The 23,570-nt window shown below is 39.0% G+C and carries 24 protein-coding genes; 12 read left to right on the top strand and 12 right to left on the bottom strand.

Annotation, left to right across the window (positions count from 1 at the left end; genetic code table 11):
- The first annotated feature begins 74 nt into the window (after positions 1-74).
- Positions 75-818, top strand: coding sequence for a class I SAM-dependent methyltransferase (locus HYU69_04945; GenBank protein ID MBI2269690.1), 744 nt, complete (start codon positions 75-77; stop codon positions 816-818).
- Positions 815-1,531: a ZIP family metal transporter gene (locus tag HYU69_04940; protein ID MBI2269689.1), complete on the top strand. Its 717-nt coding sequence runs from the start codon at positions 815-817 to the stop codon at positions 1,529-1,531. The genes HYU69_04945 and HYU69_04940 overlap by 4 nt, the downstream gene beginning before the upstream one ends.
- A 15-nt stretch (positions 1,532-1,546) precedes the next feature.
- Here HYU69_04940 and HYU69_04935 read toward each other — a convergent pair whose 3' ends face one another.
- Positions 1,547-2,017, bottom strand: a complete 471-nt coding sequence (locus tag HYU69_04935) for a redoxin domain-containing protein (GenBank protein MBI2269688.1) — start codon at positions 2,015-2,017, stop codon at positions 1,547-1,549.
- A gap of 119 nt (positions 2,018-2,136) precedes the next feature.
- Here HYU69_04935 and HYU69_04930 point away from each other — a divergent pair, with 119 nt between their 5' ends.
- Entirely contained in the window at positions 2,137-2,769 is a 633-nt protein-coding gene (locus HYU69_04930) for a peroxiredoxin (GenBank protein MBI2269687.1), read from the top strand.
- Positions 2,770-2,870: 101 nt separating this feature from the next.
- Here the strand turns inward: HYU69_04930 and HYU69_04925 are convergent, their stop codons facing one another.
- Complete coding sequence (locus HYU69_04925; protein MBI2269686.1) at positions 2,871-3,656, bottom strand: prolyl oligopeptidase family serine peptidase; 786 nt, start codon at positions 3,654-3,656, stop codon at positions 2,871-2,873.
- 91 nt (positions 3,657-3,747) lie between these two features.
- Here HYU69_04925 and trxB point away from each other — a divergent pair, with 91 nt between their 5' ends.
- The 4 genes from trxB (at position 3,748) to HYU69_04905 (ending at position 7,256) form a co-directional block, all read left to right on the top strand.
- Entirely contained in the window at positions 3,748-4,692 is a 945-nt protein-coding gene (trxB, locus tag HYU69_04920) for a thioredoxin-disulfide reductase (protein MBI2269685.1), read from the top strand.
- 53 nt (positions 4,693-4,745) lie between these two features.
- Complete coding sequence (locus HYU69_04915; GenBank protein ID MBI2269684.1) at positions 4,746-5,489, top strand: hypothetical protein; 744 nt, start codon at positions 4,746-4,748, stop codon at positions 5,487-5,489.
- A gap of 127 nt (positions 5,490-5,616) precedes the next feature.
- Entirely contained in the window at positions 5,617-6,939 is a 1,323-nt protein-coding gene (locus tag HYU69_04910) for a hypothetical protein (GenBank protein MBI2269683.1), read from the top strand.
- Positions 6,940-6,962: 23 nt separating this feature from the next.
- Positions 6,963-7,256 carry a T9SS type A sorting domain-containing protein gene (locus tag HYU69_04905; protein ID MBI2269682.1) on the top strand — a complete coding sequence of 98 codons (294 nt, stop codon included), beginning with the start codon at positions 6,963-6,965 and terminating at the stop codon, positions 7,254-7,256.
- Between the two features lie 50 nt (positions 7,257-7,306).
- On the opposite strand, the gene HYU69_04900 is transcribed toward HYU69_04905, so the two are convergent.
- Together HYU69_04900 and HYU69_04895 are read right to left on the bottom strand one after the other, a co-directional pair.
- Positions 7,307-9,574, bottom strand: a complete 2,268-nt coding sequence (locus HYU69_04900; GenBank protein MBI2269681.1) for an RND family transporter — start codon at positions 9,572-9,574, stop codon at positions 7,307-7,309.
- Between the two features lie 119 nt (positions 9,575-9,693).
- Positions 9,694-9,885 carry a cold shock domain-containing protein gene (locus HYU69_04895; GenBank protein ID MBI2269680.1) on the bottom strand — a complete coding sequence of 64 codons (192 nt, stop codon included), beginning with the start codon at positions 9,883-9,885 and terminating at the stop codon, positions 9,694-9,696.
- A 146-nt stretch (positions 9,886-10,031) separates the two neighbouring features.
- Between HYU69_04895 and HYU69_04890 the strand changes: the two genes are divergently transcribed.
- Positions 10,032-10,706, top strand: coding sequence for an NAD(P)H-binding protein (locus HYU69_04890; GenBank protein ID MBI2269679.1), 675 nt, complete (start codon positions 10,032-10,034; stop codon positions 10,704-10,706).
- Between the two features lie 55 nt (positions 10,707-10,761).
- Here the strand turns inward: HYU69_04890 and HYU69_04885 are convergent, their stop codons facing one another.
- The gene (locus HYU69_04885) at positions 10,762-10,986 is read right to left on the bottom strand and encodes a hypothetical protein (GenBank protein ID MBI2269678.1); all 225 of its coding nucleotides are present in this window, start codon (positions 10,984-10,986) and stop codon (positions 10,762-10,764) included.
- A gap of 458 nt (positions 10,987-11,444) precedes the next feature.
- Between HYU69_04885 and HYU69_04880 the strand changes: the two genes are divergently transcribed.
- Complete coding sequence (locus tag HYU69_04880; protein MBI2269677.1) at positions 11,445-12,755, top strand: serine hydrolase; 1,311 nt, start codon at positions 11,445-11,447, stop codon at positions 12,753-12,755.
- 2 nt (positions 12,756-12,757) lie between these two features.
- Positions 12,758-14,020 carry a T9SS type A sorting domain-containing protein gene (locus tag HYU69_04875; protein MBI2269676.1) on the top strand — a complete coding sequence of 421 codons (1,263 nt, stop codon included), beginning with the start codon at positions 12,758-12,760 and terminating at the stop codon, positions 14,018-14,020.
- A gap of 18 nt (positions 14,021-14,038) precedes the next feature.
- Here HYU69_04875 and HYU69_04870 read toward each other — a convergent pair whose 3' ends face one another.
- The 7 genes from HYU69_04870 to HYU69_04840 all read right to left on the bottom strand — a co-directional run bounded on the left by HYU69_04870 (position 14,039) and on the right by HYU69_04840 (position 21,700).
- Positions 14,039-16,168, bottom strand: a complete 2,130-nt coding sequence (locus tag HYU69_04870) for a tetratricopeptide repeat protein (protein MBI2269675.1) — start codon at positions 16,166-16,168, stop codon at positions 14,039-14,041.
- A 115-nt stretch (positions 16,169-16,283) separates the two neighbouring features.
- A complete protein-coding gene (locus HYU69_04865) occupies positions 16,284-16,637 on the bottom strand; it encodes a DUF5615 family PIN-like protein (GenBank protein ID MBI2269674.1) in 354 nt (117 codons plus the stop codon).
- The gene (locus HYU69_04860) at positions 16,634-16,870 is read right to left on the bottom strand and encodes a DUF433 domain-containing protein (GenBank protein MBI2269673.1); all 237 of its coding nucleotides are present in this window, start codon (positions 16,868-16,870) and stop codon (positions 16,634-16,636) included. Before HYU69_04860 ends, HYU69_04865 begins: the two co-directional genes overlap by 4 nt.
- A gap of 63 nt (positions 16,871-16,933) precedes the next feature.
- Positions 16,934-17,140: a hypothetical protein gene (locus HYU69_04855; GenBank protein MBI2269672.1), complete on the bottom strand. Its 207-nt coding sequence runs from the start codon at positions 17,138-17,140 to the stop codon at positions 16,934-16,936.
- A 262-nt stretch (positions 17,141-17,402) separates the two neighbouring features.
- Complete coding sequence (locus HYU69_04850; GenBank protein ID MBI2269671.1) at positions 17,403-18,383, bottom strand: hypothetical protein; 981 nt, start codon at positions 18,381-18,383, stop codon at positions 17,403-17,405.
- 216 nt (positions 18,384-18,599) lie between these two features.
- A complete protein-coding gene (gene dnaK, locus HYU69_04845) occupies positions 18,600-20,531 on the bottom strand; it encodes a molecular chaperone DnaK (GenBank protein ID MBI2269670.1) in 1,932 nt (643 codons plus the stop codon).
- 146 nt (positions 20,532-20,677) lie between these two features.
- Positions 20,678-21,700: a hypothetical protein gene (locus tag HYU69_04840; protein ID MBI2269669.1), complete on the bottom strand. Its 1,023-nt coding sequence runs from the start codon at positions 21,698-21,700 to the stop codon at positions 20,678-20,680.
- 196 nt (positions 21,701-21,896) lie between these two features.
- On the opposite strand from HYU69_04840, the gene panB reads away from it, so the two are divergent.
- Both panB and HYU69_04830 read left to right on the top strand, forming a co-directional pair.
- On the top strand, positions 21,897-22,715 hold the full coding sequence (gene panB / locus HYU69_04835; protein ID MBI2269668.1) for a 3-methyl-2-oxobutanoate hydroxymethyltransferase: 819 nt from the start codon (positions 21,897-21,899) through the stop codon (positions 22,713-22,715).
- On the top strand, positions 22,702-23,409 hold the full coding sequence (locus tag HYU69_04830; GenBank protein MBI2269667.1) for an RNA pseudouridine synthase: 708 nt from the start codon (positions 22,702-22,704) through the stop codon (positions 23,407-23,409). The genes panB and HYU69_04830 overlap by 14 nt, the downstream gene beginning before the upstream one ends.
- Positions 23,410-23,570: the final 161 nt, after the last annotated feature.

The following is a 23,570-nucleotide window of genomic DNA, read 5'->3' as shown; positions in this document are numbered from 1 at the left end:
ACAATCAAATATAGTAAAACGCTTTGTTATATCTACTTTAGCACTTTACGCAATTAACACAGTATAAATACTTTATGGACAAAAAAGTACAACAGGAGTGGTTTTGCAACTGGTTTAATACACCTTATTATCACATACTTTACAAAAACCGCAATACAAATGAGGCTGAAATTTTTATTGATAACTTATTAACCAAAATTGATCTGCCTCCAAATGCCCGGATCGTTGATGTTGCCTGCGGCAAAGGCCGCCATGCTATTTACCTGAATAAAAAGGGATTTGATGTAACCGGAATTGATATCTCGGAAGAAAGTATTAAGCATGCGAGAGTGTTTGAAAATGACACCCTTCATTTTTCCGTTCACGACATGCGTAAAACTTTTATTACCAATTATTTTGATGCCGCGCTTAATTTATTTACAAGCATAGGCTATTTTAAAACTGAACACGAGAACGGACTTGCAATAAGGTCAATGCATTCGGCACTTAAAAAGAAAGGAAAAGTGGTGATCGATTTTTTCAACGCTGTTACCGCAATGAAGAATATTGTTGAAAATGAAGAAAAGACTATTGACGGGATCGCCTTTAAGATAAAAAAGCAATTGGCTGGTAAAACACTTGTCAAACACATTGAATTTGACACAAATGGAAAACATTTTCAATTTAGCGAAGAAGTTTTGATGCTTACATTGAGCGATTTCGAAAAACATTTTAGTTCTATCGGTTTTAAAACTTTAAATTTGTTTGGCGATTATTCGCTCAACACATTCAGAACGGAACAATCCGAAAGGCTGATAATTGTTGGAGAAAAAATATGATATACCCGCTATATATTATTTTATTTTTTGGAGCCTTATTAAGCGGCCTCAGTGTTTTATGGCTAAAAATAAGCTCACGTAACCTTAAACTTATTTTATCCTTCAGCGGAGCCTACCTTTTCGCAATAAGTGTTCTGCATCTGATCCCGGATATATATTCCGGAGGCGACGGATCAATAGGCATTTATATTTTAGCCGGATTTTTTCTGCAGATATTCCTTGAGTTTTTCTCAGAAGGAATTGAACATGGGCACATACACATACACGCCGGTCATGGTAAAACTTTTCCTTTAACTATCATGCTGAGCTTATCTGTACACTCTTTCCTCGAAGGAATGCCTTTGTCACAAAATGCCGATCAGATCAGCGAAAGTAATAAACAATTGCTTGTGGGCATACTTCTTCACAATGTACCCATCGCTATAGCACTCATGACCATGCTGAAAGAATCAAAGGTCGGAAAGAGCATGGCACTATTCTCCCTCATCGCATTCGCGGCAATGGCACCACTGGGAGCGCTTGTGAGCCGGCTTATTGGAACATCCGTTATAAATATCGCGGATTATTTTAATAATATCATGGCTGTTGTGATAGGTATATTTCTTCACATCTCAACCACCATACTCTTCGAATCGAGTGAGAATCACCGGTTCAATTTATTGAAATTCCTTATTATCCTTTTGGGAGCTGGATTAGCTTTGTTCAGCTTGTAAAAACACCGATCACCTTCACTTCAACCCTTCCAACGCTTTTTTAATACCGTCAAAATCCGGATAGTCGCCGGCATTTTCAAGAATCTCAGCGAAACGAACAATACCATCTTTATCGATAACAAATGAAGACCGCTTGGCGACTCCTTTCAAGCCTACACTCCATACATCATACATACAACCAAAAGCGGCAATAGCCTCTTTATTAAAATCTGACAAAAGCGGGAAATTAAGATTCTGATCGGCCTTGAATCTATTCAGAGTAAAAGGCATATCAACTGAAATGCCGAAAACCTGGGCATTCATGTTATTATATAAAGTGAGTTCATCCCGTGTCTGGCACAATTCTTTTGTACATGTACCTGTAAAAGCCGCCGGAAAGAACAGCAATACTACATTTTTGCCCTTAAAATCAGCGAGTTTAACAATCTTTTTGTCAGAATCCGGTAATTCAAACAAGGGAGCTTTTTGACCAATTTCAACTTTCATTTTTGATAATTTATTAAAGTTTATACTCTATTTTAATTGAGGGTTTGAAGGTAGTAAAAGAACTTATTATTTATTAAATTTGTTGCAATAATAAACCCTTAAAATCAATAAACAAAATGATAACAACATTGGTAGGAAAACAAGCTCCTTCATTTAAAGCAAAGGCTGTCGTTAAAGGCGGAGAAATCATTAATGATTTTTCTTTGGAACAATATATTGGAAAAAAAATGGTGGTATTTTTCTTTTATCCGAAAGATTTCACCTTTGTTTGTCCAACTGAACTTTTCGCGTTCCAGGAAAAACTGGCTGATTTCGAAAAACGAAATACAGTTGTGGTTGCCTGTTCAACGGATACCGAACAAAGCCACTGGGGCTGGCTGCAAATGCCTAAAAAAATGGGCGGTATACAAGGTGTTACATACCCGATAGTCGCAGACACCACAAAAACCATTGCTGCTAATTATGGCGTGCTTACAGGCGATTATTACACTAATGAGTCAGGTGAGTTGTGCACAACAGGTTCAATGATCGCATACCGCGGTTTATTTATTATGGACAAAAAAGGTGTTGTTCGCCATCTATTGATCAACGATCTGCCGTTGGGCCGCAATGTCGATGAAGCAATTCGCATGGTTGATGCCATTCAGTTCAATGAAGAAAACGGAGAAGTTTGTCCGGCCAACTGGACAAAAGGAAAAGAAGCCATGAAAGATACACATGAAGGTGTTGCTGATTACCTGGCTAAGCATTGATATAGTTGTTGGTTGATAGTTGTCGGTTGTTAAAAATAAAACAACTGACAACTAACAACTGACAACATTAATAACTCATCAAAAGTTCTTCTCAAAAAAACTCAACACAGCCTCACGCGTTTAAGTTCATTATAGAACATAACGGTTTGATTAACAGAAACAACCTTGTCGGCTAAACCATGCCCCAAATATAGGGGGACAAGTACCTTTGATGCATTCAGCAAAGCATTATCCTCCCCCTCCCAACGCATTTTAAAATCTGCATAGTTTCCATAAAACCCTTTTATCAGGTTGTCGGCTGGCAATTTAGTCTGATCGTAATCGCCTGACAAGGCGGCTGCCGCTTTGAACAATATACCCGTGTACTCAACAATTAGTGCAACTCCCCTGCCTCCGGTGGATATTCCGAAAATATAATTCGATCGCCCCTCCTTAAATAAACCTGCTTGTTGCCGGAGATAAAACATGAGTGTGTCAGTAACCCATTTTAATTGCGGAAAACCAGCCCATTCTTTTTTTGTTTCGGGATAAATAACAGATGCATAAAGGCTCTTACCCATTTCCGGCAATACCAGAACATAACCCTTTTGCAGCGCGGCCTGACAAAAAGACGATTCCTTACAACACTTTTTACGGGAGTAATTCCAGCCCGGCAATACAAGTATTTGGCCTTTAATGCTACCGGCCGGAAACAAAAGATCAACCGTATCACCGTTCAATACGATAGTTGTATCTGTTGTGATCGCGTAATGCTCTTTCTCTGAAACAAGTGTATTGGCCAGGATGTCACTTAGAGCACCCTTTGCACCATTATTGTTATTATCAACACAGGATATGATGAAAAGCAAAGCACCAAAAGCAAAACTAAACGGGTTCGTTTTTTTCACAATCGCGAATGAATATGTTTGTAAATATGGGAAATTATTCAGAACCCGAATTGTAACAGAATACTAACTTTGTCCGTATAAATTATTTGTTATGATTGAATCGATTGAACATGTGAGATGTCTGATTATCGGCAGTGGTCCTGCCGGGTATACGGCTGCTATTTATGCGGCACGTGCTGCCCTTAAACCGGTTATGTACCAGGGCTTGCAGCCGGGAGGGCAATTAACTACCACTACCGAAGTGGAAAATTACCCTGGCTATCCCAAAGGCACTCAGGGTCCGCAAATGATGGAAGACTTTAAGGCTCAGGCCGAACGCTTTGGCACCGATATACGATGGGGCATCGCCACAAAAGTAGATCTTAAAGGCCCTGTACATAAAGTGATCATTGACAACACCAAAGAAATTCATGCCGATACGGTGATCATTGCAACCGGGGCTTCCGCCAAATGGCTCGGACTTGAGTCTGAACAGCGTTTTAACGGATTTGGGGTATCGGCCTGTGCGGTATGTGACGGCTTTTTCTTTAAAGGACAGGACGTTGCCATAGTGGGTGCCGGAGATACCGCCGCCGAAGAAGCCACTTACCTGGCTAAGCTATGCAAAAAGGTCTATATGATAGTGAGAAGAGGCGAAATGCGCGCATCAAAAGCAATGCAGGAACGGGTATTGAAAACACCTAATATTGAAATGCTGTGGGATTCGGAAACTAAAGAGATTATTGGAGATAAAGGTGTTACAGGGGCAAAGATCATTAATCTTAAAACCAAAGAGGAACGCACATTGAACATAAGTGGCTTTTTTGTAGCTATTGGGCATACCCCAAACACGCAAATATTTAAGGGCTGGATCGATATGGATGAAACAGGATATTTAAAAGCCATTCCCGGAACCAGTAAAACGAATATTGAAGGCGTTTTTGCGGTGGGCGATGCACAGGATAAAGTATACAGACAGGCGGTTACAGCAGCCGGTAGCGGTTGCATGGGAGCCCTTGATGCCGAACGCTATTTAGCCGCAAAAGGAATTCATTGATTTACTTTTTTGAACACATTTATTTTACTATACTTGCATTCCAAATGCAAAAATTGAACAGATATATCTGCGTTTTGTCACTTCTGATTGTGACTTCGTGTGCTTTAGCAGCACAGCAGATCATTAAAGGCGATGCCAAAACCAATAAATCATACATTGAAGCGAAGATCATGGACCCTGATTATGGGATATTGATGTATGAAAAACTAAACTTTATGCTCGGCGGAGACTCCGTACGAAACTCCCCTAAAGGCTATGCCTGCCAGGGATGGGTAGAAGACAGTTATGCGAACGGGCAATTGCTGCACCGTGGCTTTTATGTTGACGGACAATTAAAAATCTACAAGAACTACTTCGACAACGGCCAGCTGGAACGTGAATTTAAAATGACTGACCTGAAACGCTGCACCATGAAGATCTATTATAAAGACGGAAAGATTAAAGCAGATATAGAATACTACAACGGAGGCCCGGTAAAAGAACAGGACTATTATGCCAACGGACAATTGAAATACATTGAAGAGCACACGAGGAATATGGATTATTTAATTCAGATGAAATCATACGCCGAAGATGGCAAGCCCCAATCACTTTTTGAAATAACCGATGTGAAAAAGAAAGTGTTTTATAAAAAGGAATACGGCGAAAATGGCCTTTTAAAAGAAGAAGGACCGATGAAATACAGCAGTGATATTTTAGATTACGTAAAAGATGGGAAGTGGAATTTTTACGATGATAACGGAACGTTAAAATCTACTGACACATACGTGAACGGGCAAGGCGGGAACACCAATTGATCTGTCTGTTTTTTTATTTATTTCCGAAACATTTTAACAATTCCCCGGTTATATATTTAACCAAACCCAGGTTTACTCATTTCTCATACGCCTTAATTTCACTAATATTTTTACAAAAACAGCTCAAATGAAAAAACTTACCTTGCTATGTTCCCGAATATTTTTGAGTTTACTTTCCTTTTTTTCATTTCAGCTATTTGCTCAAACTCAGCTGCTAAAAGATTGCAACCCCGGCATGTCGGGTTCCGCACCCGACAACCTGAAAGTTTATGGCAGCAACCTGTATTTTACAGCCTATAGTCCCGGACAAGGTGAGGTTATATGGATGAGCGATGGTTCTCCTTCCGGAACATCAGTATTAAAAGATGTTAATCCGGACGTTGGCCTTACTAATGTAGTTTCCTCTTTTATACCCTGCTGGATCTGGATGTATTTTATCGCGGATGACGGCGTAAATGGAAAAGAATTATGGAAAACAAATGGCACCCCAGCTGGTACCGTTTTAGTGAAAGACATTAACCCCGGAGCAGCATCCTCTTCCATAGATATGCTGACCGACCTAAACGGAACTTTATATTTTGTAGCCGACAACGGGACAAATGGCCTTGAATTATGGAAGAGCGATGGTACCTCAGCCGGTACCGTAATGATTAAAGATATTTATCCCGGTAGTACTGGATCTAATCCCCTTTCATTAAAAAAAATAGGTACTCATGTTTACTTTAATGCAACCACTGCTGCAAATGGTGCTGAACTATGGAAGAGTGACGGATCTTTAGCGGGAACAACTATGATAAAAGACATAATGCCGGGCGCAGGAGGCTCTTACCCGCTTGAAATTACTGAACTTAACGGGAAAGCCTATTTCTCTGCAAACGACAACTCGGTTGGTGCAGAACTTTGGGAAAGTGATGGGTCTTCAACAGGAACTATACTTATTAAAGATATACGCACCGGATTCAATTCATCTAATCTTAAATATTTTGTCAACCTGAATAGTGTCATTTATTTCCAGGCTAAAGACGATACCTATGGATACGAATTGTGGAAGACTGACGGAACCGGTATTGGAACCATCCGTATAAGTGATATTAACCCTAATAGTGGCGATAGTTGGCCTATGTATATGACATACGTGAACGGATCGGTCTTCTTTTCAGCCGAAAGCTCCCTTAACAACAAAGAACTATATGTAACTGATGGAACCCTTTCGGGAACAAAACTTGTAAAAGATATTAATGCCGGAACCGGTGGTTCATCTCCTGCAATACTTACAGCATCAGGCAACCTTCTTTATTTTCAGGCATGCACAGCTGCCTCCGGTTGCGAACTGTGGCAAAGCAATGGCACAACAGTTGGGACAAAACTTACCGCAGATATTTATACGGGCTCATCATCCTCTATCATAATAGGAACCGACATTGTTGTTTTTGGCAATTACATTTTTTAAATGCCGACCATGTTGTTGATGGAATGGAAGTACGATACTTCGACCCTTTAAAAACCGGCATTAAAGAACACCTGAATAATATTGCTCTTGCCATTTATCCCAACCCTACCCGGGAAAATATAACCATTGAAGTGAAAAACCCGGGCACTTATAACGTAAAGGTATATAACCCTATTGGCCAAAAGCTGATAGAAATGAACAATATTAATACGCCTAAAACTAATTTAAATGTTAGCGCTCTGCCTGAAGGAATTTATTATGTTGAGATACGAACAGGAGAAATTACGGAGATAAAAAAAATTCTCGTTTCGAAGTAAGATTGAATGCTTCTCTGAAACAAATAAATATATAGAACGAGGCTCCCCAATCAGGACACCTTCTTCAACCACAACAACAATAAAGGCAGCAGCAACAATTCCGTAATTACCGCAACAAGCAATATCACACTCACCAGCAATCCGAAATAAAAGGTGCCTTGAAAATCAGACATCACAAGCGTTAAAAATCCTGCACTCAGAATTAAAGAAGTTACCACTACCGCCTTGCCTGTCGAAATATAAGTACGCTTTATAGCGTATAAGTAAGAATAGCCTTTATCCATCTCCAGCTTTAAACGGGCCAGCAGATGAATCGTGTCATCAGTGGCAATACCAAAAGCGATAGAAAAAATAATTGAGGTCGAAAGTTTCATTTCAATACCGGCAAAACCCATGAGTCCACCGACTAATATCATGGGAATAATATTCGGAATAAGTGAAATAAGTACAATTTTAAACGAACGATAAATAAAAGCAATGATCAATGAAACCACCAGCACTGACATAAATAAGCCCTGCAGCATATTATAAACAAGGTATTCATTGTTCTTGTCGATCATCACAGCACCGCCCGTAAGTTTATAATTGAACAAACGAGGTTGTATTTCTTTTCGCATAGCCAGTTCCAGTTTTTTATCCAATTCGCGGATAGCGGCGCTTCCCAGGTCGTGCATCTTGCCTGTTATGCGGACGTTATGCTCATCCGGCGATATGAGAACCTTCAATTCGACTTTCTTTTTATATTTTTTGATCGCCTGAATGACTTCTTTAAGTGCGGCTGTATCCTCAGGCAACTTATAATTTTCGGCATCACCCCCATTTAACGCCTTATTTATTGATTTAACAACAGTTACCGGCGACACAATAAAACCAACACCATATTCTTTCTTAAGAAGCTCCTCTACTCTATTCAGCTGCTGCAAAACATCCATGTCAAAAATTGATCTGGCGGGATCTTTTAATGTAACGGACATTTCGAAAGGCCGCACACCCGAAAAATGCTTTTCGAAAAAATAAAAATCCTGTTTAAGTGAATTGCTGTCAACAATATCTTCAAGAAGATTATTGTTCAACACAATGCGGCTCATGCCTGCAAATGAAAGAACCACAATAACAATAGTTCCCATTATTATTTTAACCCTATTTAACAAAACCCATAATAGCAAACGATGCAACCGTTTGTTCCAAAACGTATCTTCATTGCGCTCCTTAAATAAAATTGGCTCTTTGCGTAACAGAATAAGCGCGGGTAAAAAAGTAAACGCCAGGATAAAACAAACAAGGATACCAAGCGAAGTAAATATGCCGAAATCACGGATAGGTTTAATACTTGAATACAGCAAAGACAAAAAACCAACCCCGGTTGAAAGCAGCGTGATAAAGGTTGGAAAAGCGACATCGCGTAGTGTATTTTTAAACGCCTCCTGTTTTTCCTTTCCATTACGCAATTCTTCCATATACTTTGTTAATACATGCACCACATCCGACATGCCAACAACAAACATCATAGTAGGCAGCAATACCATCATAATGTCAAGCGGCTTGTGAATGAAACCCATAAAGCCCAATACCCATACAATGGCCAGCAGCACTACAACAATTGGTATACAAACGCCCCAGAACGAACGAAATGAAATGTACAGGAAAACCACCACCAATATAAAGGATGTAATCAAAAATAAAATAAACTCCCGCTTTATCTGATCGAGGTAAACATATTGCGCTTTTATTTTTCCGGCCACATGTGTTTTATCGAACCCGAAACTCCTGATTAACCGTTCAAGTTTAAACAACAGAGTATCAGACGCCACTTTGGCAATACCTTCTTTTGTTTTAATGAACAAGGCGACCGATCTCGCGTCATTGGCAAACAAACTCCCAACCAATTCTTCAGATCGGTAAATGCCCGCAGAATCATTCGCGTATTGATCCGGCAAATCAATATTCAGGTAAGGAACTTCGATCATTCCCAGGGGCGCAATTATTGTATTCTTAGCATTGGAGGGTGATAGCACGCGGGTAACATCCTTTATCGTTTTTACCGAATCGGTGAACGACCTTACCTTGTGTAAAAAATCTTTTTTAAAAATGCCCTCCTTATTCTCAAGACCCACTAAAATAAATTCATTGTCGTACTCAAACTGATCGCGGTAGTTTAAATAAAACTGCAGGTCCTTATCATCTGTAGGAAAAAAACTTTCGAAATCGTAATCAAACTTTATATTGGCAGTGAAAAATGAAGCAATAACCGTTATAATAATAACGGCAAACACAAGCAGTTTACTGAACAGGTAATTGTTTTTAAAGAAGAAATTCAAAGTATCCGGTTAAAATTAATATGATCCGAAATGACTTCACATTTTTTCGGGATCGGGCCCAAACTAAAAAGTCTCTCAAAATTTTGAGAGACTTTTTAGAAGAGAAAGATTTATATGTATTATACTTTTTTTACATTAACCGCATTTAAACCTTTTTTTCCTTCTGCAATTTCGAAGGTTACTTTATCGTCCTGACGTACCTGATCAATTAAGCCGGTTGCATGAACGAATACTTCTTGTCCTGTTTCATCGTCTTTAACAAATCCGTATCCTTTTGACACGTTAAAGAATTTAATGGTTCCTGTTTTCATTGTAATAAATAAATTATAAGTTAATAAATTGTTTAACCAAACAAAGATAATGAATGTTTTTAATGTAAAAACAGGCTTTTGAAATAATTTTAAGGGCCACACAACCCTAAATTTATATATTGCAAAGTATTTTAATTCTCAATAAAATGAAAATAATAGTAACCGGAGCCACAGGTTTGGTTGGGGCAGAAGTATTACGACAGGCCATATCAGATAACCAGATCGAAGAAGTGACAGCTATAGTCCGTAAACCTTTAGAGATCACTCATCCCAAGATCAAAACAGTCCTTCACCAGAATTTTACTGATTATTCAAACTTATCAGAATTATTTAAAAAGCACGATGCATGCGCATGGTGTCTTGGTATTTCTCAATCACAGGTAAATAAAGAAGAGTATCATGTTATTACTTACGATTATGCTTTAGCCGCGGCTAATGCTATGTTGCAGGCCAATCCTGCGGTTACATTTTTGTTTTTAAGTGGTATGGGGGCTGACTCGACAGAAAAAAGCAGCACTTTATTTGCACGCGTTAAAGGCAAAACGGAAAATGCATTAAAAAAACTGGGGTTTAAAAAACTTTTTATTGTAAGGCCCGGAGGCATAAAACCTATTCATAAGAACAGGAATACATCTTTCTTCAACAAACTGATGATACCGGTTTTTCCTTTGTTCCAACTACTAATGCCATCAATGGTAATCACATCAGTGGAGCTGGCTAAGGTGATACTTTATATTATAAAAAATGGTTCGGAAATAGAATTAATGGAGAATAAAGATCTGCGAAGCCTTATTGTAAAGACAGCTACGCAGCCCGCATAATGAATGCAGATTATTTCTCCATCCCAAAAGGCAGATATAGTAAGATCGGTTGCTCTTACTGCTGAGGTACACTGGTCTCGAGACGTTCGATAAACTCCTCAACTTCATTTCTGATCTCCTCGTCAAGGCCATCCTTATCGATCCATTCATGTCTTTTGTACCCGGTACGCATGTTAAAAACAATCAAAATATAATCACCTAGTTTTTTACCATTTGTAAAAAAGTCAGGGTGATTTGTTTCGATTTGCTTCTCTTCTAATATAAATTCGTCGTAAGTCATTTTTAAATGTGTTTGGTTTAAATTAACTGACGCTAATTTAATAAATAGTTAAGCCTTAGTAACGTATAACTATAAATAGTTATTAAAAGAAATTCAGGCCAGATTCGGACAGAATGTAAATTACTTGATCCGCTTTTCGATGTTTGGTTGTTCACTGAAAAAATAAGCTTTTCATAACTATCTGCTCATTATTCAACTTTAAATTCAATCATTACAGCGGTTGGGGCATATTCCAAACGAAAATAAACACATAAACATATTGTCTTTAGGATTAATTATATTTGTTGCATAAATAATATAATTAATTAAATATCAGATGTTTATAACACATTAATTGAAAAAAAATAAAGTATAAAAGTCATTAAACTTTTTCAATTTAAAAGAGTCTAATCAACCGGTGTTAGCTAAGAAATAGACTAACCCACTTACTCATCATCAATTCATTTAAATTAATTCAAATGAAAAAACTATTTACTCCTATCCTGCTTATTTTCAGCTTAACTTTTTTACAATCACAAACCTACGATTTTACCGCTATTGACAATTTACTCAACAACAATTCAAGTTCATTTCATGGTAAAGCGGTATGCATCGTACGACATTATGATACGCTTATATACTACAAAGCAATGGGTGGGATTGATAGTAATACGGTCTCTCAAATTGCTTCCGCCACCAAAACTTTTTCCGGAGCATTAATACTTCGCCTCGCACAGGAAGGGCTATTCGATCTGGACGATAGTATAGGAAAGTTCAGACCCAAAGCAACTTTAGTCGGTAAAGGAGGCAGTACGATACGGCAAAATTTTTCTCACACTGCAGGTTGGGATGGTTCGACAAACTACCAATCAAGCAGTACGCTGACATTACAGGAAGCCGCCGATAGCATTATTCAAAACGATCCGCAGATATATATACCCGGCACAAAATTTAAATACACGGGTGTATCTATGCACGTGGCCGGTGCAATTGCCGAACAAGTTGCCGGAATACCCTGGGACACATTATTTGCAAAAAAAATTGCAAAACCACTAGATCTAAGCAACACCGAATTTTGTCTTAAAGCAAATAATCCAAGGATCGCAGGTGGTATTTGTTCGTCACCATCTGACATAATGAAATTTGCAAGGTTCATTCAAAAATATGGTAAAAATAAAAGCGGTGTTCAGGTAGTGGACAGTATATGGATGCTTGAAATGTGGAAAGATCAGACGAATGCGGCTACCCAGTTAGCCTCACCTTACCCCACTTCACCCCCAAATAACAATCCATATAGCGCCACCGAAATATACTACGGCATTGGCGACTGGCTGGATATTTACAACCCAACGCAAATGTACCAGGAACAAATTAGTGGGGCCGGTGCATTTGGTACATCCTTTTGGATAAACCGCTGCAAAGGTATAACAGGTGTATTGTATACGGTCGCGCCTTCACTTTACGCCGTGGTTGAATCAACTTGGTTTCAAATAATGGATGTGGTGAGAAACACCGTTCCCAGATCGTGCTATTCAACAACAGGTACATATGATAGCAAGCTCCATTCATCGAATGTAACGATCTACCCAAATCCCGCAAATGACATCCTTTACACAAATAATAATAGTTCCGTGAATGAAATAACTATTTATGATCTAATGGGAGAAAAAATACTAAAACGAAACAATGTAGATCAATTTGATATCTCAGCACTCAGCAGCGGAATATATTTTGTGGAGCAAAAAAACAATAAAGGACAGGTATCAGTTTCGAAAATCATTAAGCAATAATTATGAAAACAATTTATATTGCAATTACAGTGGCATTAAATGTCGCTGCCTGCTTCGGTCAATACAATGATCCGAATATTTCAAAACCAACAAGCGGTTACGGGGCTGACGGAACTCATACCATTGCAATAGATTCATTACCAAATCCTGCCTATTCCGGAAAATATATTTACATCTATCATCCTTCTGATATCAGTACGAAAGTTCCAACCATCTTCTATAATCATGCCTTTGGAGGAAGCAACCCCGTAGGTGTTGCCGGCATGCTTGACTTTGTTGCCAAAAAAGGGTACGCTATTGTTTTTGTTCCCTATCAAACTGTTGGTGTAACAATATCCAACAGATACGACAACCTGTTAAACGGATTCCGGTTGGCTGCAAGAAATTATACAACTGTAATTGACACCACAAGAGTTGGATTCCTGGGTTATTCCTTTGGCGGCGGCGCAGCCTTTGGCAATTCATACCAATGCTTTAAACAGAATAACTGGGGACAAAACGGTCGCTTTGTATACGCTTTTGCCCAATGGTATTCATTTAATATTACTCAAACGGAGTTGCAATCATTTCCAACAGACACAAAACTTTTAATAGAGATCTGTAATGATGATGCTATTAATGATCATCGGATGGCAATTGATATTTTTAATAACATTAATATTTCCGTGAGTGAGAAAGACTTTATTCTCATAAAGTCAGATACTATTTCGGGTTATGCTTACAATACAGACCACGGAATGCCGAATACCTCTGGTGCATTTAACGCGTTGGACTATTATGCCTATTATAGATTACTGGATGCTTTATGTGACTATACTTTCAATGGGAGCTCAACCGGAAAAAATGTTGCACTCGGAAATGGCAGTTCGGCACAAATTACCATGCCCGGCGGACTTAAAAACCTGGTCCAATCTGATAACCCCACAGTCCTTTTTCCTGAAAGTAAATATTTATATCCATGCAGCGATCCGACAAATTTAAGATCAGGTTATTGCCCGGCTCTTACTGATATTGAAGACAAAAGTTATTCTGAAGATGAATTAAGAATATATCCCAACCCCGCTTCATCATCTTTAACTATTGAAATACCTTCTGACGATACAACTGAAGAGCTGAACATTTTTAATGTATTTGGGCAACTATTACTGACCGATAAAATAAAAAACAGATCATTAATAAATATTGATTTAACATTTTTGCCCCGGGGTCTCTATTTTATTTCTGCAGGCGAAAGGAAAACAAAAATGATAAAAGGGACCGATTGAATTTTCAACACGAATACATTAAACCCGAACGCCAATAACAGTAATGTCATCTACCTGTTCGTGTCCCGCCCGCCAGGTCTCTATGGTTTTATCTACAATCAGCTTCTGCTCACTCATTGGCTTTTGAGAAATAGATTTTATCAGCTCTTTAAATGCTGTTTTCTTGAATTTCTTCCCGTTTTTACCACCAAACTGATCGGCATACCCGTCTGTAAACGTATATATCCTGTCGCCTTGCAGAAGTGGGATGACATGCTGCCTGTACTGTATTGTTTTGCCTTCACTTAATCCGACCGGCTGTTTGTCGGCCGGGTATTCGATGAGTTCATCATTCCTCATCAACCATAAAGGATTATTAGCCGCGGCGTAAACAAGTTCATTGCTCTTTTTATTTAACCGGCAAAGCACTATATCCATCCCGTCCTTGGCATCTTTTTGTTGAAGCGCCAAAATGATTTTTACACGCAGCACATCAAGTATCTCTCCCGGTTCGGTTATTTTTTTATCTACAATTATCTGGTTGAGGAATGAATTACCAAGCATACTCATAAATCCACCAGGCACTCCATGTCCTGTACAATCTACGGTAGCATAAAAAATAAAGTCGTCGTATTCAGCCAGCCAGTAAAAATCACCACTTACAATATCTTTAGGTTTAAAAAATAAAAATGATTCTTTAAATTTTCCTTCAAAAGCATCGGGTTCAAGTAAAACAGAATTCTGTATCCTTTTTGCATAATTGATACTGTCGGTCATTTCCTTATTCTTTTCCTCCAACAATGCTTTTTGAAGATGTACCCTCTCCTTCTGTTCCTCTAACTCAATATTCTGTGAATTCACAATCACCAGGATCTTTTTCTTTTGCGAATAGCTCCTGTATAAAAAGAACGAGAAAAATATAATGAGAACAAACCCTATTATAAAAATATTCGCAATACGCTTTTGTTGATTCAGTTTTTCAGCGGCAATGGCATCCGCCTTTTCCTGTTCGGCCTTTTGAGTCAATTGCTGCTTGTCGAATACATATTGTAATTCGGCCCGCTCACTTTCCTTTGATTTCCTGTCATTGAACACACTATCTTTAAGCGCGATGTGTCTTTTGTAATAATCATACGCAAGTTCAACTTTCCCCATCTTTTCATACACCTTGCTAAGGTTCAGGTATTGCTGATTGGTAATATTCTTTGAACCGGAAATACGTGATATCTTAATTGACTTCAGGTAATATTCAATCGCTGTACTGTTGTTATTCATCATTGCATAGCAATCGCCAATATGGCCGTTCAATTCGGCCTGCTGGTAAGTATCCTCCTGCAGGTCGGAATAATCAAACGCTTTGTTGGCAAGGGCAAGAGCCTGTTTATAATCGCGCTTCTTGAAATAAACCTTACTCATATTGTAATAGATCTCTCCAAGATCATTTTTTACTTCATCTATCTTCAAACGCATTTCAAGTGTTTTATCCAGATAAAATAAAGCCGAATCAAGGTTATTGGAAAGCATGTGTGTATTCCCGATTATTAAATACGATTCAGCCTCTTGTGCCTTATCCTTTACTTGCTTCGCGGCTATTACTGATCTGAATAAATATTCAAACGCCTTTGGATAGTTGTTCTGAAATTTATTCGATTGACCTAAAAGAAAGAGCAGCCTGGTTATGCGATCTGAATCATTAAGGCTTTCATAAAATCGTAATGCCTGGAAATAATAATTATTGGCGGAAGAATAATCGGCCTGGTAATCGAGCGTATATCCCAATTGCAGCATTACATTGGCCATTTGATTGGTGTCACGCAACTCCTTATATACACCTAATGCTTTTAAATAATAGGGCTCCACTTGCGAATAATCGCCGGTTGTGGTATATGCCATCCAGTCGTATGAATAAGCTATACTCCTGTAAGCCCTTGCCATTCCCCGTTTAAATTTCAATTTCTCCGCAAGATCCCTGGCAGGAATATTATAGGCTAACGCTTCAGCGTATTTTTGCTCATCGTTCTTTAAATTAGCAATTGCCTGCAGTGTTTTTACTTTTGAGGTATCTTCCTTTGCTGACTTTAGAACAATCAATAATGAATCCAGCTCATGGGTTTGGGAAAATGCCCTGAACTGCATAACAACAAAAAACAACAGAAATACCCGGTTCATCATTACCCGATAAATTTAGGGTTTCTTGGTGGGTTTACAATACTGGCAAAGGGATAAAGGAATTTACTTGAAACTATTGGGGTCGAAACAGAATACAACCCATTGTGATGGTCAATTACGCGTGAACTACAATTTCCGTTCTATTAATTTCTATGAGCGAATTCTCAAGGAGTAATTTTGAAATAGCCTCCATATGGGCACTAAAAATTTCTATCAGTGCCGCATTTTTAATGTTGCCGGTTTTTACGAGTACAAGTTTTGAGGGCCGACCTGATAATAAAAATGATTCGAGAAAATCATTGTCCTTGCTTATAACAATACGGTTTTCTGTTGTTGAAACACTTATAATCTGGTTATCCTTTGTTCTGTTTTTAGCAGGCAGATCAAGTGTATGAATTGAATCATACCCCTTTAATTTCAACATGTCTGATAATGATTTGGGTAAATGTGCGTCAACAATAAATTTCACGAGGCAATTCTGTAAATACTTTTGATTTGTGTGAGCTTTGCTGCGTATTCAATACATGCTAAAAAATCTTCCTTTTCAAGGTCAGGGTAATCCTTCAGCAGTTCATCAATTGTCATACCTGATGCCAAAAGCTCCAGCATTGTTTCCACAGGATAGCGCAGGCCACGAATGATAGGTTTACCATGACATATCTCAGAATCAACTGTAATTCTATTTAATAAAACTTCTGTCATTGCTTCAATGTCGACTTGTTCAAAGATAATGAAAATTTAAAGAAAGATATTTTACACTAAACACTAAAGCTCATTGATCAAATCTTTAGCCGACCTCAATTTAATTTTGCCTTGCTTGTGCAATTTTACTTCTTCAACGGCTTCTTTTATGCCTTTCAATATTTCTGATTTGCCTGATGTAAGCGGTTCTGCTTTCACAAAAGAAAAATTTCTAAGCAGCTCCATTACAAAAGCAGCCTTACTATCTTTTATGTCTAATAATACTTTCATGTTGATAAATTTTTACATTACAAAGGTAGTGGAAATGGGGTGCTTATGCAAGCACCTAAATACAAAGAGGGCGGGTTGAATAACACGACCAGCGGACACCGTATGTTCAACTAAACAAATTTGCAGCTTAACAGTTTCGGGCTTGGCGAAGGGGCGATTTTCACCACAAATGTTGATACGGAGAACCAATGTTTGATTAACCATAAATGTGTCTGCGGAGCACTGAACCGCCACTTTTGCCAAACCCATGTAGCAGAGGTTTTTATTTCCGTTTTGTTTTCTCTTCAGGTTTTGGTAAGTCATTTTTATATTGCTCAACGTCCCACTTTATTTGCCAACGACTTACGTAGTCCGATAAAGGTCCAAGTCCAACTTCGGCTCTTCTCGTGTCAACATTGTCAGGGTCTTCCAATGGCGAAACATAATAAATTTGTGTTGCGGAGTCATGACCAATTTGACTTCCATAAATTTGTCGTTTCCCTTGTCCTAAAGCAACCCTGTCTTCAAGAAGGGCTAAACTACGTCCTTGTGCTTTACCACTTTTTACAGCTTCTCGCATCATTGGTAAATACTTTTCTTGTGTTGCTTGGTCAGAATGTTGGATTACAAGAAACAAAGTTGAGTTTCCTTGTCCTCCAACTACATCTGCACCCAACCAACCATATTTGTCAAGTATAGATTTTACTTTTATTAAATTTATAGAATCCTTTTCGTTTATGATTTTCCAATGGTCTTTCATTTCTTTTGATTCCCAACCATACTTTTTCTCAATTCCATCAATTTGCTGTCTATACTTTTGGTCTTCAATATAAATACTGTCAAGTATTGCAACTAAAGGCTTGTTCAAATTTGCTTCTGCTTTGTCTTTGTTCTGTTTGATTTTTTCAAGCAACGACTTCCATCGGTTGTCGTTGTGTAAAGAGATTAGGTCTGGGTCAGTCGTAATATGTCCATAGTTTGTGTAATTCATTAGTGTAGCAATTCTGTCAAGTTGGAAAAATGCACTGTCTGGAACTGATGCCAATGCCCAAGAACAAGCTGCATTATACCTGTCGTTTGAAAAACCCTTCCAACTATTAGCTTTAAATGCTTCCGAATACTTGTCTGCCGATTTCTTAAAATCTTTTGAATTGTAAAGTGAGTCTGCAATTTTTATAAGGTCAAAATATTTTTTTGGAACATTCTGCCCAAAAGTCAAATGTGTCAATAAGAAAAATGCGATAATTAACGCGGTCTGTTTCATAATTTAATGTTCCGTTGTCTGTTTAAAATCTCTGCTAACTTGCGGCTTGGTGCAAGTCCATTTGTAATCGATTGTAATTATTTACACTCATTTGTTGTCGAAAATACAAACTAAAAGCCCGCTAAATTTAACGGGCTCTTAGTTCATTCATTATTCAGTTATATTTACTTCTTATCATCCCTACCTACGCTCCGCTTCGGTAGGCAAGCGAAATCCTTATTTTTTGTCGTCTTTCACCTCTTCATAATCCACATCTGTCACAGATTCATCCTTGCCATTACCTCCCGGCGCACCTGCACCCGGACCGGCATTAGCACCTCCATCAGCACCCGGTTGAGCGGCACCTTGTGTGGCTTTGTACATCTCTTCAGACGCAGCGGTCCATGCGGCGTTAAGAGCAGTCATTGCAGTGTCAATCTTCGCGAGATCTTTAGCTGCGTGAGCGGCTTTCAGTTCTGTCAACGATTTCTGAATGGTATCTTTTTTATCTGCCGAAAGTTTATCACCGTATTCTTTCAGTTGCTTTTCAGTCTGGAAGATCAGTGAATCGGCCTGGTTGATCTTTTCAATTTCTTCCTTCATCTTTTTATCTGAATCGGCATTTGCCTCCGCTTCTTTTTTCATTTTCTCGATCTCATCTTTCGATAATCCCGAACTTGCTTCGATACGTATGTTCTGCGATTTACCTGTTGCTTTATCTTTCGCTGTAACACTCAGTATACCATTCGCATCGATGTCAAACGTCACCTCAATTTGCGGCGTACCGCGCGGCGCAGGTGGAATTCCATCAAGATGGAATCGTCCGATCGTCCTGTTCGCACTTGCCATCGGACGCTCGCCCTGCAGCACATGTATCTCAACCGAAGGCTGATTATCTGATGCGGTAGAGAACGTTTCTGATTTTTTGCTTGGTATAGTTGTGTTCGACTCGATGAGTTTGGTGAATACACCACCCATTGTTTCGATACCTAATGAAAGCGGGGTTACATCCAGTAACAACACATCTTTCACTTCTCCTGTAAGTACACCACCCTGGATCGCCGCGCCTATCGCAACAACTTCATCCGGGTTTACACCTTTAGAAGCTTCCTTGCCGAAAAACTTTTTCACAGCTTCCTGTATGGCAGGTATACGTGTTGAACCTCCCACTAAAATTATTTCGTTAATGTCATTTATAGTTAAGCCAGCGTTCTTCAATGCCGATTCGCATGGTTTAATTGTACGTTTGATCAGGTCATCAACCAATTGCTCAAACTTCGCGCGTGTTAATGTTTTTACCAAATGCTTTGGTATTCCATCAACCGGCATGATGTAAGGCAAATTAATTTCTGTTGAAGCGGAGCTCGACAATTCGATCTTCGCTTTTTCAGCGGCTTCTTTCAAACGCTGCAGTGCCATTGGATCCTTGGAAAGATCAAGTCCGTTTTCAGATTTAAACTCCGCAACCAACCAGTCTATGATCTTATGGTCAAAGTCATCACCACCCAAGTGAGTATCACCATCAGTAGATTTTACTTCGAACACACCTTCACCCAATTCAAGCACCGATACATCATGTGTACCTCCACCACAGTCGAACACAACGATCTTCATGTCCTTGCTTTTCTTATCAAGTCCATAAGCCAGTGCAGCTGCAGTAGGTTCGTTGATGATACGTTTTACTTTCAATCCTGCTATCTCGCCGGCTTCTTTTGTCGCCTGGCGCTGCGAATCGTTAAAATAAGCCGGAACTGTAATAACAGCCTCGGTTACTTCATGACCCAAAAAATCCTCTGCAGTTTTTTTCATCTTCTGAAGCACCATTGCTGAAACTTCCTGAGGAGTGTATTTACGATCGTCAATTTGTACACGCGGCGTATTATTTTCGCCCTTAACAACCTTATAAGGTACGCGCTTCACTTCTTCAGTTACCTCATCAAAAGTATGTCCCATAAAACGTTTAATTGAATAAACCGTCTTAGCAGGATTTGTAATTGCCTGGCGTTTGGCCGGCTCTCCGACTTTACGTTCACCATCATTAAGAAACGCAACAATAGAAGGAGTTGTTCTGTGACCTTCGCTGTTCGCAATAACCACCGGTTCATTACCTTCCATTACTGAAACGCAAGAGTTTGTGGTTCCTAAGTCGATACCGATAATTTTTCCCATAACAATTTAATTTTTATAGTGTTTATATTTATTTTCTTACTCCTGTAACCCAATGATTATGCCAATAGGATTTTAGAGCCAATAAATAGATAATTGTGCCAAAAAAGGCCATTTTAGGGCAAAAACTACTGACAAAACGACAGAAATCAATTGCAGTGGAACGGGCTGAGCGTGTTAGGATCGCAGAATATATTCCTTGTAAATAACCCGCCATAAAGAGAGTCGGTTGATATGAGGGTTAACTGATAACCGGTTTTGATTTTGGTGTACCTCGATGAAAATAAACCAAACCCATTTTTTAGATTAGTGTATTGTGGCTTTTCCTGGATAATTCCTGTGGAAGGTTGGCTAACCGCGATATAAGTACTCAGATCCTCCGCGCCGACAGAAAAGATCAGATCAACATGAGAGCCGCTGCCGGGTAAATACCTCTTTACATTATTATCAACCGGTATCCTACTCTGTAGGTATTGATAAAAAGCTTCACCCATAAACTCAACAAACATAACTTCACCGCCCTGTGTTGACAGCGTTGTTTGATTCCCGAAAACCCAATCCAATGTTTTGGGAGTAACGACAGAAGAAACCTTATCCTCTTCCAGGTAATGAAAACGCAGGGTCACTCCATACACCTTTCCATTCGGCGAACTGGTCCATTCTATCTTAAATTTAGTGACCGTGTTTGTAAAATTAAGGCTCGAAGAAAACGGTTTTGTCACGGTAAAATCATTCACCAGCCTGGTAGTACCCGTAATAACATTATTGGTTGTATTATTAGTGATGATCAGATTGTACTCACTGGCCTGGTCGAGAGCAGCCTTGGTTTTATACAGTATTTGCTTTGGTGATGAAAAAATGCCGGCCGGTTTGGCGATAGAGGAATCTTTAGTAAGCGTAAAGGTGTTTATTTTACTCCCATTCTTCCACTGCTCGAGTTGAACTGTAAGTTGATTCCGGTAACTGATGGAATCAAACACCTGCGCTATTTCAAGAGCATTTCCCGGGCCCAAAAATGCCTTATTGATCTTGATATACTGAGCGGTGTCGCTCTGGTTAAGGAGGCCATAAACAATAGCTGTTTCCTTGTAATCGTCCAACACATTCAGATCAGTTGAACATGATACTGAAAAGACAACAAGAGTCAATATGAGATAATGTAATTTTTTCATGTGGATGACAAAGTAACTAAATTTAAGGGAGAAATCTTAGTTTGTTTCATGTAATTGAGCCTGTTTTTTTCTCCCTCAAAAAAGCGTGTTTCTACGACTAATTTTAGAATCGGAAACCTCGCTTTCTCCATAGGTCAATCAAAATAAATCCTAAATTTGATTCCCCGGGTTTTCGGGGCAACAAACAAAAACAGCTATGCCTGCAGGTAAAAAAATAATAAAGAAGGTCACTACCCATGTTTTACAGGAAATGAAACAAAAGGGTGAAAAAATATCAATGCTGACCGCATATGATTATTCGATGGCACAGATCATTGATAATGCCGGCATTGATGTTATACTCGTTGGCGATTCGGCATCAAATGTAATGGCAGGAAATGAAACAACCCTTCCCATTACACTTGACCAGATGATATACCATGCTACATCAGTTGTCCGTGCTGTTGATCGCGCGCTTATTGTCGTTGATCTGCCTTTTGGTTCGTACCAGGGAAATTCAAAGGAAGCCTTACAATCCGCTATACGCATTATGAAGGAATCAGGTGCTCATGCTGTTAAGCTGGAAGGAGGACAAGAAGTAAAAGAATCTATTGAGCGTATTTTATCAGCCGGAATACCTGTTATGGGTCATTTAGGACTTACGCCGCAATCCATTTATAAATTCGGCACGTATACCGTTCGTGCGAAGGAACAAATGGAAGCCACAAAACTGATGGAAGATGCCAAAATACTTGAACAAACCGGCTGCTTTGCCGTCGTGCTTGAAAAGATCCCGGCTAAGCTGGCCGAAAATGTAGCAAGTGAAATTACCATACCTGTTATTGGTATTGGCGCGGGAGGCGGCGTTGACGGGCAGGTATTGGTATTACACGATATGCTGGGAATCAACAAGGAATTCAGCCCCCGCTTTTTACGCAGGTATGCCGATCTGTATGGCAGCATGACCACCGCTGTAAAAAATTATATTAAAGACGTTAAGACAAAGGACTTCCCCAATAAAAATGAGCAGTATTAAAACTGAATCACCTATACAGGTCCTCTTCGAAGATAACCACATTATAGCCGTTAATAAACGACCATCGGATATTGTGCAAGGCGACAAAACCGGGGATGCCCCAATGGGAGATTTCGTAAAAAAATACCTGAAAGAAAAATATGATAAACCAGGTGATGTTTTTTTAGGTGTCACACACCGCATAGACAGGCCAGTTAGCGGCGTTGTTCTGTTCGCGAGAACGAGCAAAGCATTAACACGACTCAATGAAATGTTTAAAACAAAAGAGATCAAAAAAACATATTGGGCTGTTGTGAAAAACAAACCACCTCAGGAAAGCAGCGCATTGGTACATTTTCTTAAAAAAAATGAAGCCAAAAATATGTCGAAAGCTTATAAAGAAGAAACTACTGGTACATTGAGGTGTGAACTGGATTATAAAATTTTATTCAGCTCTGATAATTATCATTTGCTTGAAATAAATCCACACACCGGCCGGCATCACCAGATACGTGTGCAGCTTTCGGCTATTGGCTGTCCCATTAAAGGCGATATTAAATATGGTTTTAACCGAACCAATAGTGACGCATCTATACACCTCCTTGCACGGGCAGTTGAATTCATTCACCCTGTGAAAAAAGAACCTGTAATTATTATTGCCGATCCGCCTAAGGAGGCGTTGTGGGATTATTTTATGGGACAAATTAAAAAATAATGAATAACCCCGAGGCAGAGTCTCGAGGTATCGCGTTACTCGAACAAGCTTAATTGATTTTTATGAAACCTTTTATAAACATTTTTTTCATTGCCTTGATTGTGAATATACTGTTGAATTACATCTTCGTTTGCATATTGACCAACTGTATTTACATAATA

It is taken from the genome of Bacteroidota bacterium (genome assembly GCA_016183775.1).
Lineage (GTDB): Bacteria > Bacteroidota > Bacteroidia > JABDFU01 > JABDFU01 > JABDFU01.
This window is presented reverse-complemented; position numbering and strand designations above follow the sequence as displayed.

Coding starts and splice junctions, on each gene's coding strand:
- HYU69_04945 (MBI2269690.1), top strand. CDS start 75: ATGGACAAAAAAGTACAACAGGAGTGGTTTTGCAACTGGTTTAATACA.
- HYU69_04940 (MBI2269689.1), top strand. CDS start 815: ATGATATACCCGCTATATATTATTTTATTTTTTGGAGCCTTATTAAGC.
- HYU69_04935 (MBI2269688.1), bottom strand. CDS start 2,017: ATGAAAGTTGAAATTGGTCAAAAAGCTCCCTTGTTTGAATTACCGGAT.
- trxB (MBI2269685.1), top strand. CDS start 3,748: ATGATTGAATCGATTGAACATGTGAGATGTCTGATTATCGGCAGTGGT.
- HYU69_04910 (MBI2269683.1), top strand. CDS start 5,617: ATGAAAAAACTTACCTTGCTATGTTCCCGAATATTTTTGAGTTTACTT.
- HYU69_04905 (MBI2269682.1), top strand. CDS start 6,963: ATGGAAGTACGATACTTCGACCCTTTAAAAACCGGCATTAAAGAACAC.
- HYU69_04895 (MBI2269680.1), bottom strand. CDS start 9,885: ATGAAAACAGGAACCATTAAATTCTTTAACGTGTCAAAAGGATACGGA.
- HYU69_04890 (MBI2269679.1), top strand. CDS start 10,032: ATGAAAATAATAGTAACCGGAGCCACAGGTTTGGTTGGGGCAGAAGTA.
- HYU69_04885 (MBI2269678.1), bottom strand. CDS start 10,986: ATGACTTACGACGAATTTATATTAGAAGAGAAGCAAATCGAAACAAAT.
- HYU69_04880 (MBI2269677.1), top strand. CDS start 11,445: ATGAAAAAACTATTTACTCCTATCCTGCTTATTTTCAGCTTAACTTTT.
- HYU69_04875 (MBI2269676.1), top strand. CDS start 12,758: ATGAAAACAATTTATATTGCAATTACAGTGGCATTAAATGTCGCTGCC.
- HYU69_04870 (MBI2269675.1), bottom strand. CDS start 16,168: ATGAACCGGGTATTTCTGTTGTTTTTTGTTGTTATGCAGTTCAGGGCA.
- HYU69_04860 (MBI2269673.1), bottom strand. CDS start 16,870: ATGACAGAAGTTTTATTAAATAGAATTACAGTTGATTCTGAGATATGT.
- HYU69_04855 (MBI2269672.1), bottom strand. CDS start 17,140: ATGAAAGTATTATTAGACATAAAAGATAGTAAGGCTGCTTTTGTAATG.
- HYU69_04850 (MBI2269671.1), bottom strand. CDS start 18,383: ATGAAACAGACCGCGTTAATTATCGCATTTTTCTTATTGACACATTTG.
- dnaK (MBI2269670.1), bottom strand. CDS start 20,531: ATGGGAAAAATTATCGGTATCGACTTAGGAACCACAAACTCTTGCGTT.
- HYU69_04840 (MBI2269669.1), bottom strand. CDS start 21,700: ATGAAAAAATTACATTATCTCATATTGACTCTTGTTGTCTTTTCAGTA.
- panB (MBI2269668.1), top strand. CDS start 21,897: ATGCCTGCAGGTAAAAAAATAATAAAGAAGGTCACTACCCATGTTTTA.
- HYU69_04830 (MBI2269667.1), top strand. CDS start 22,702: ATGAGCAGTATTAAAACTGAATCACCTATACAGGTCCTCTTCGAAGAT.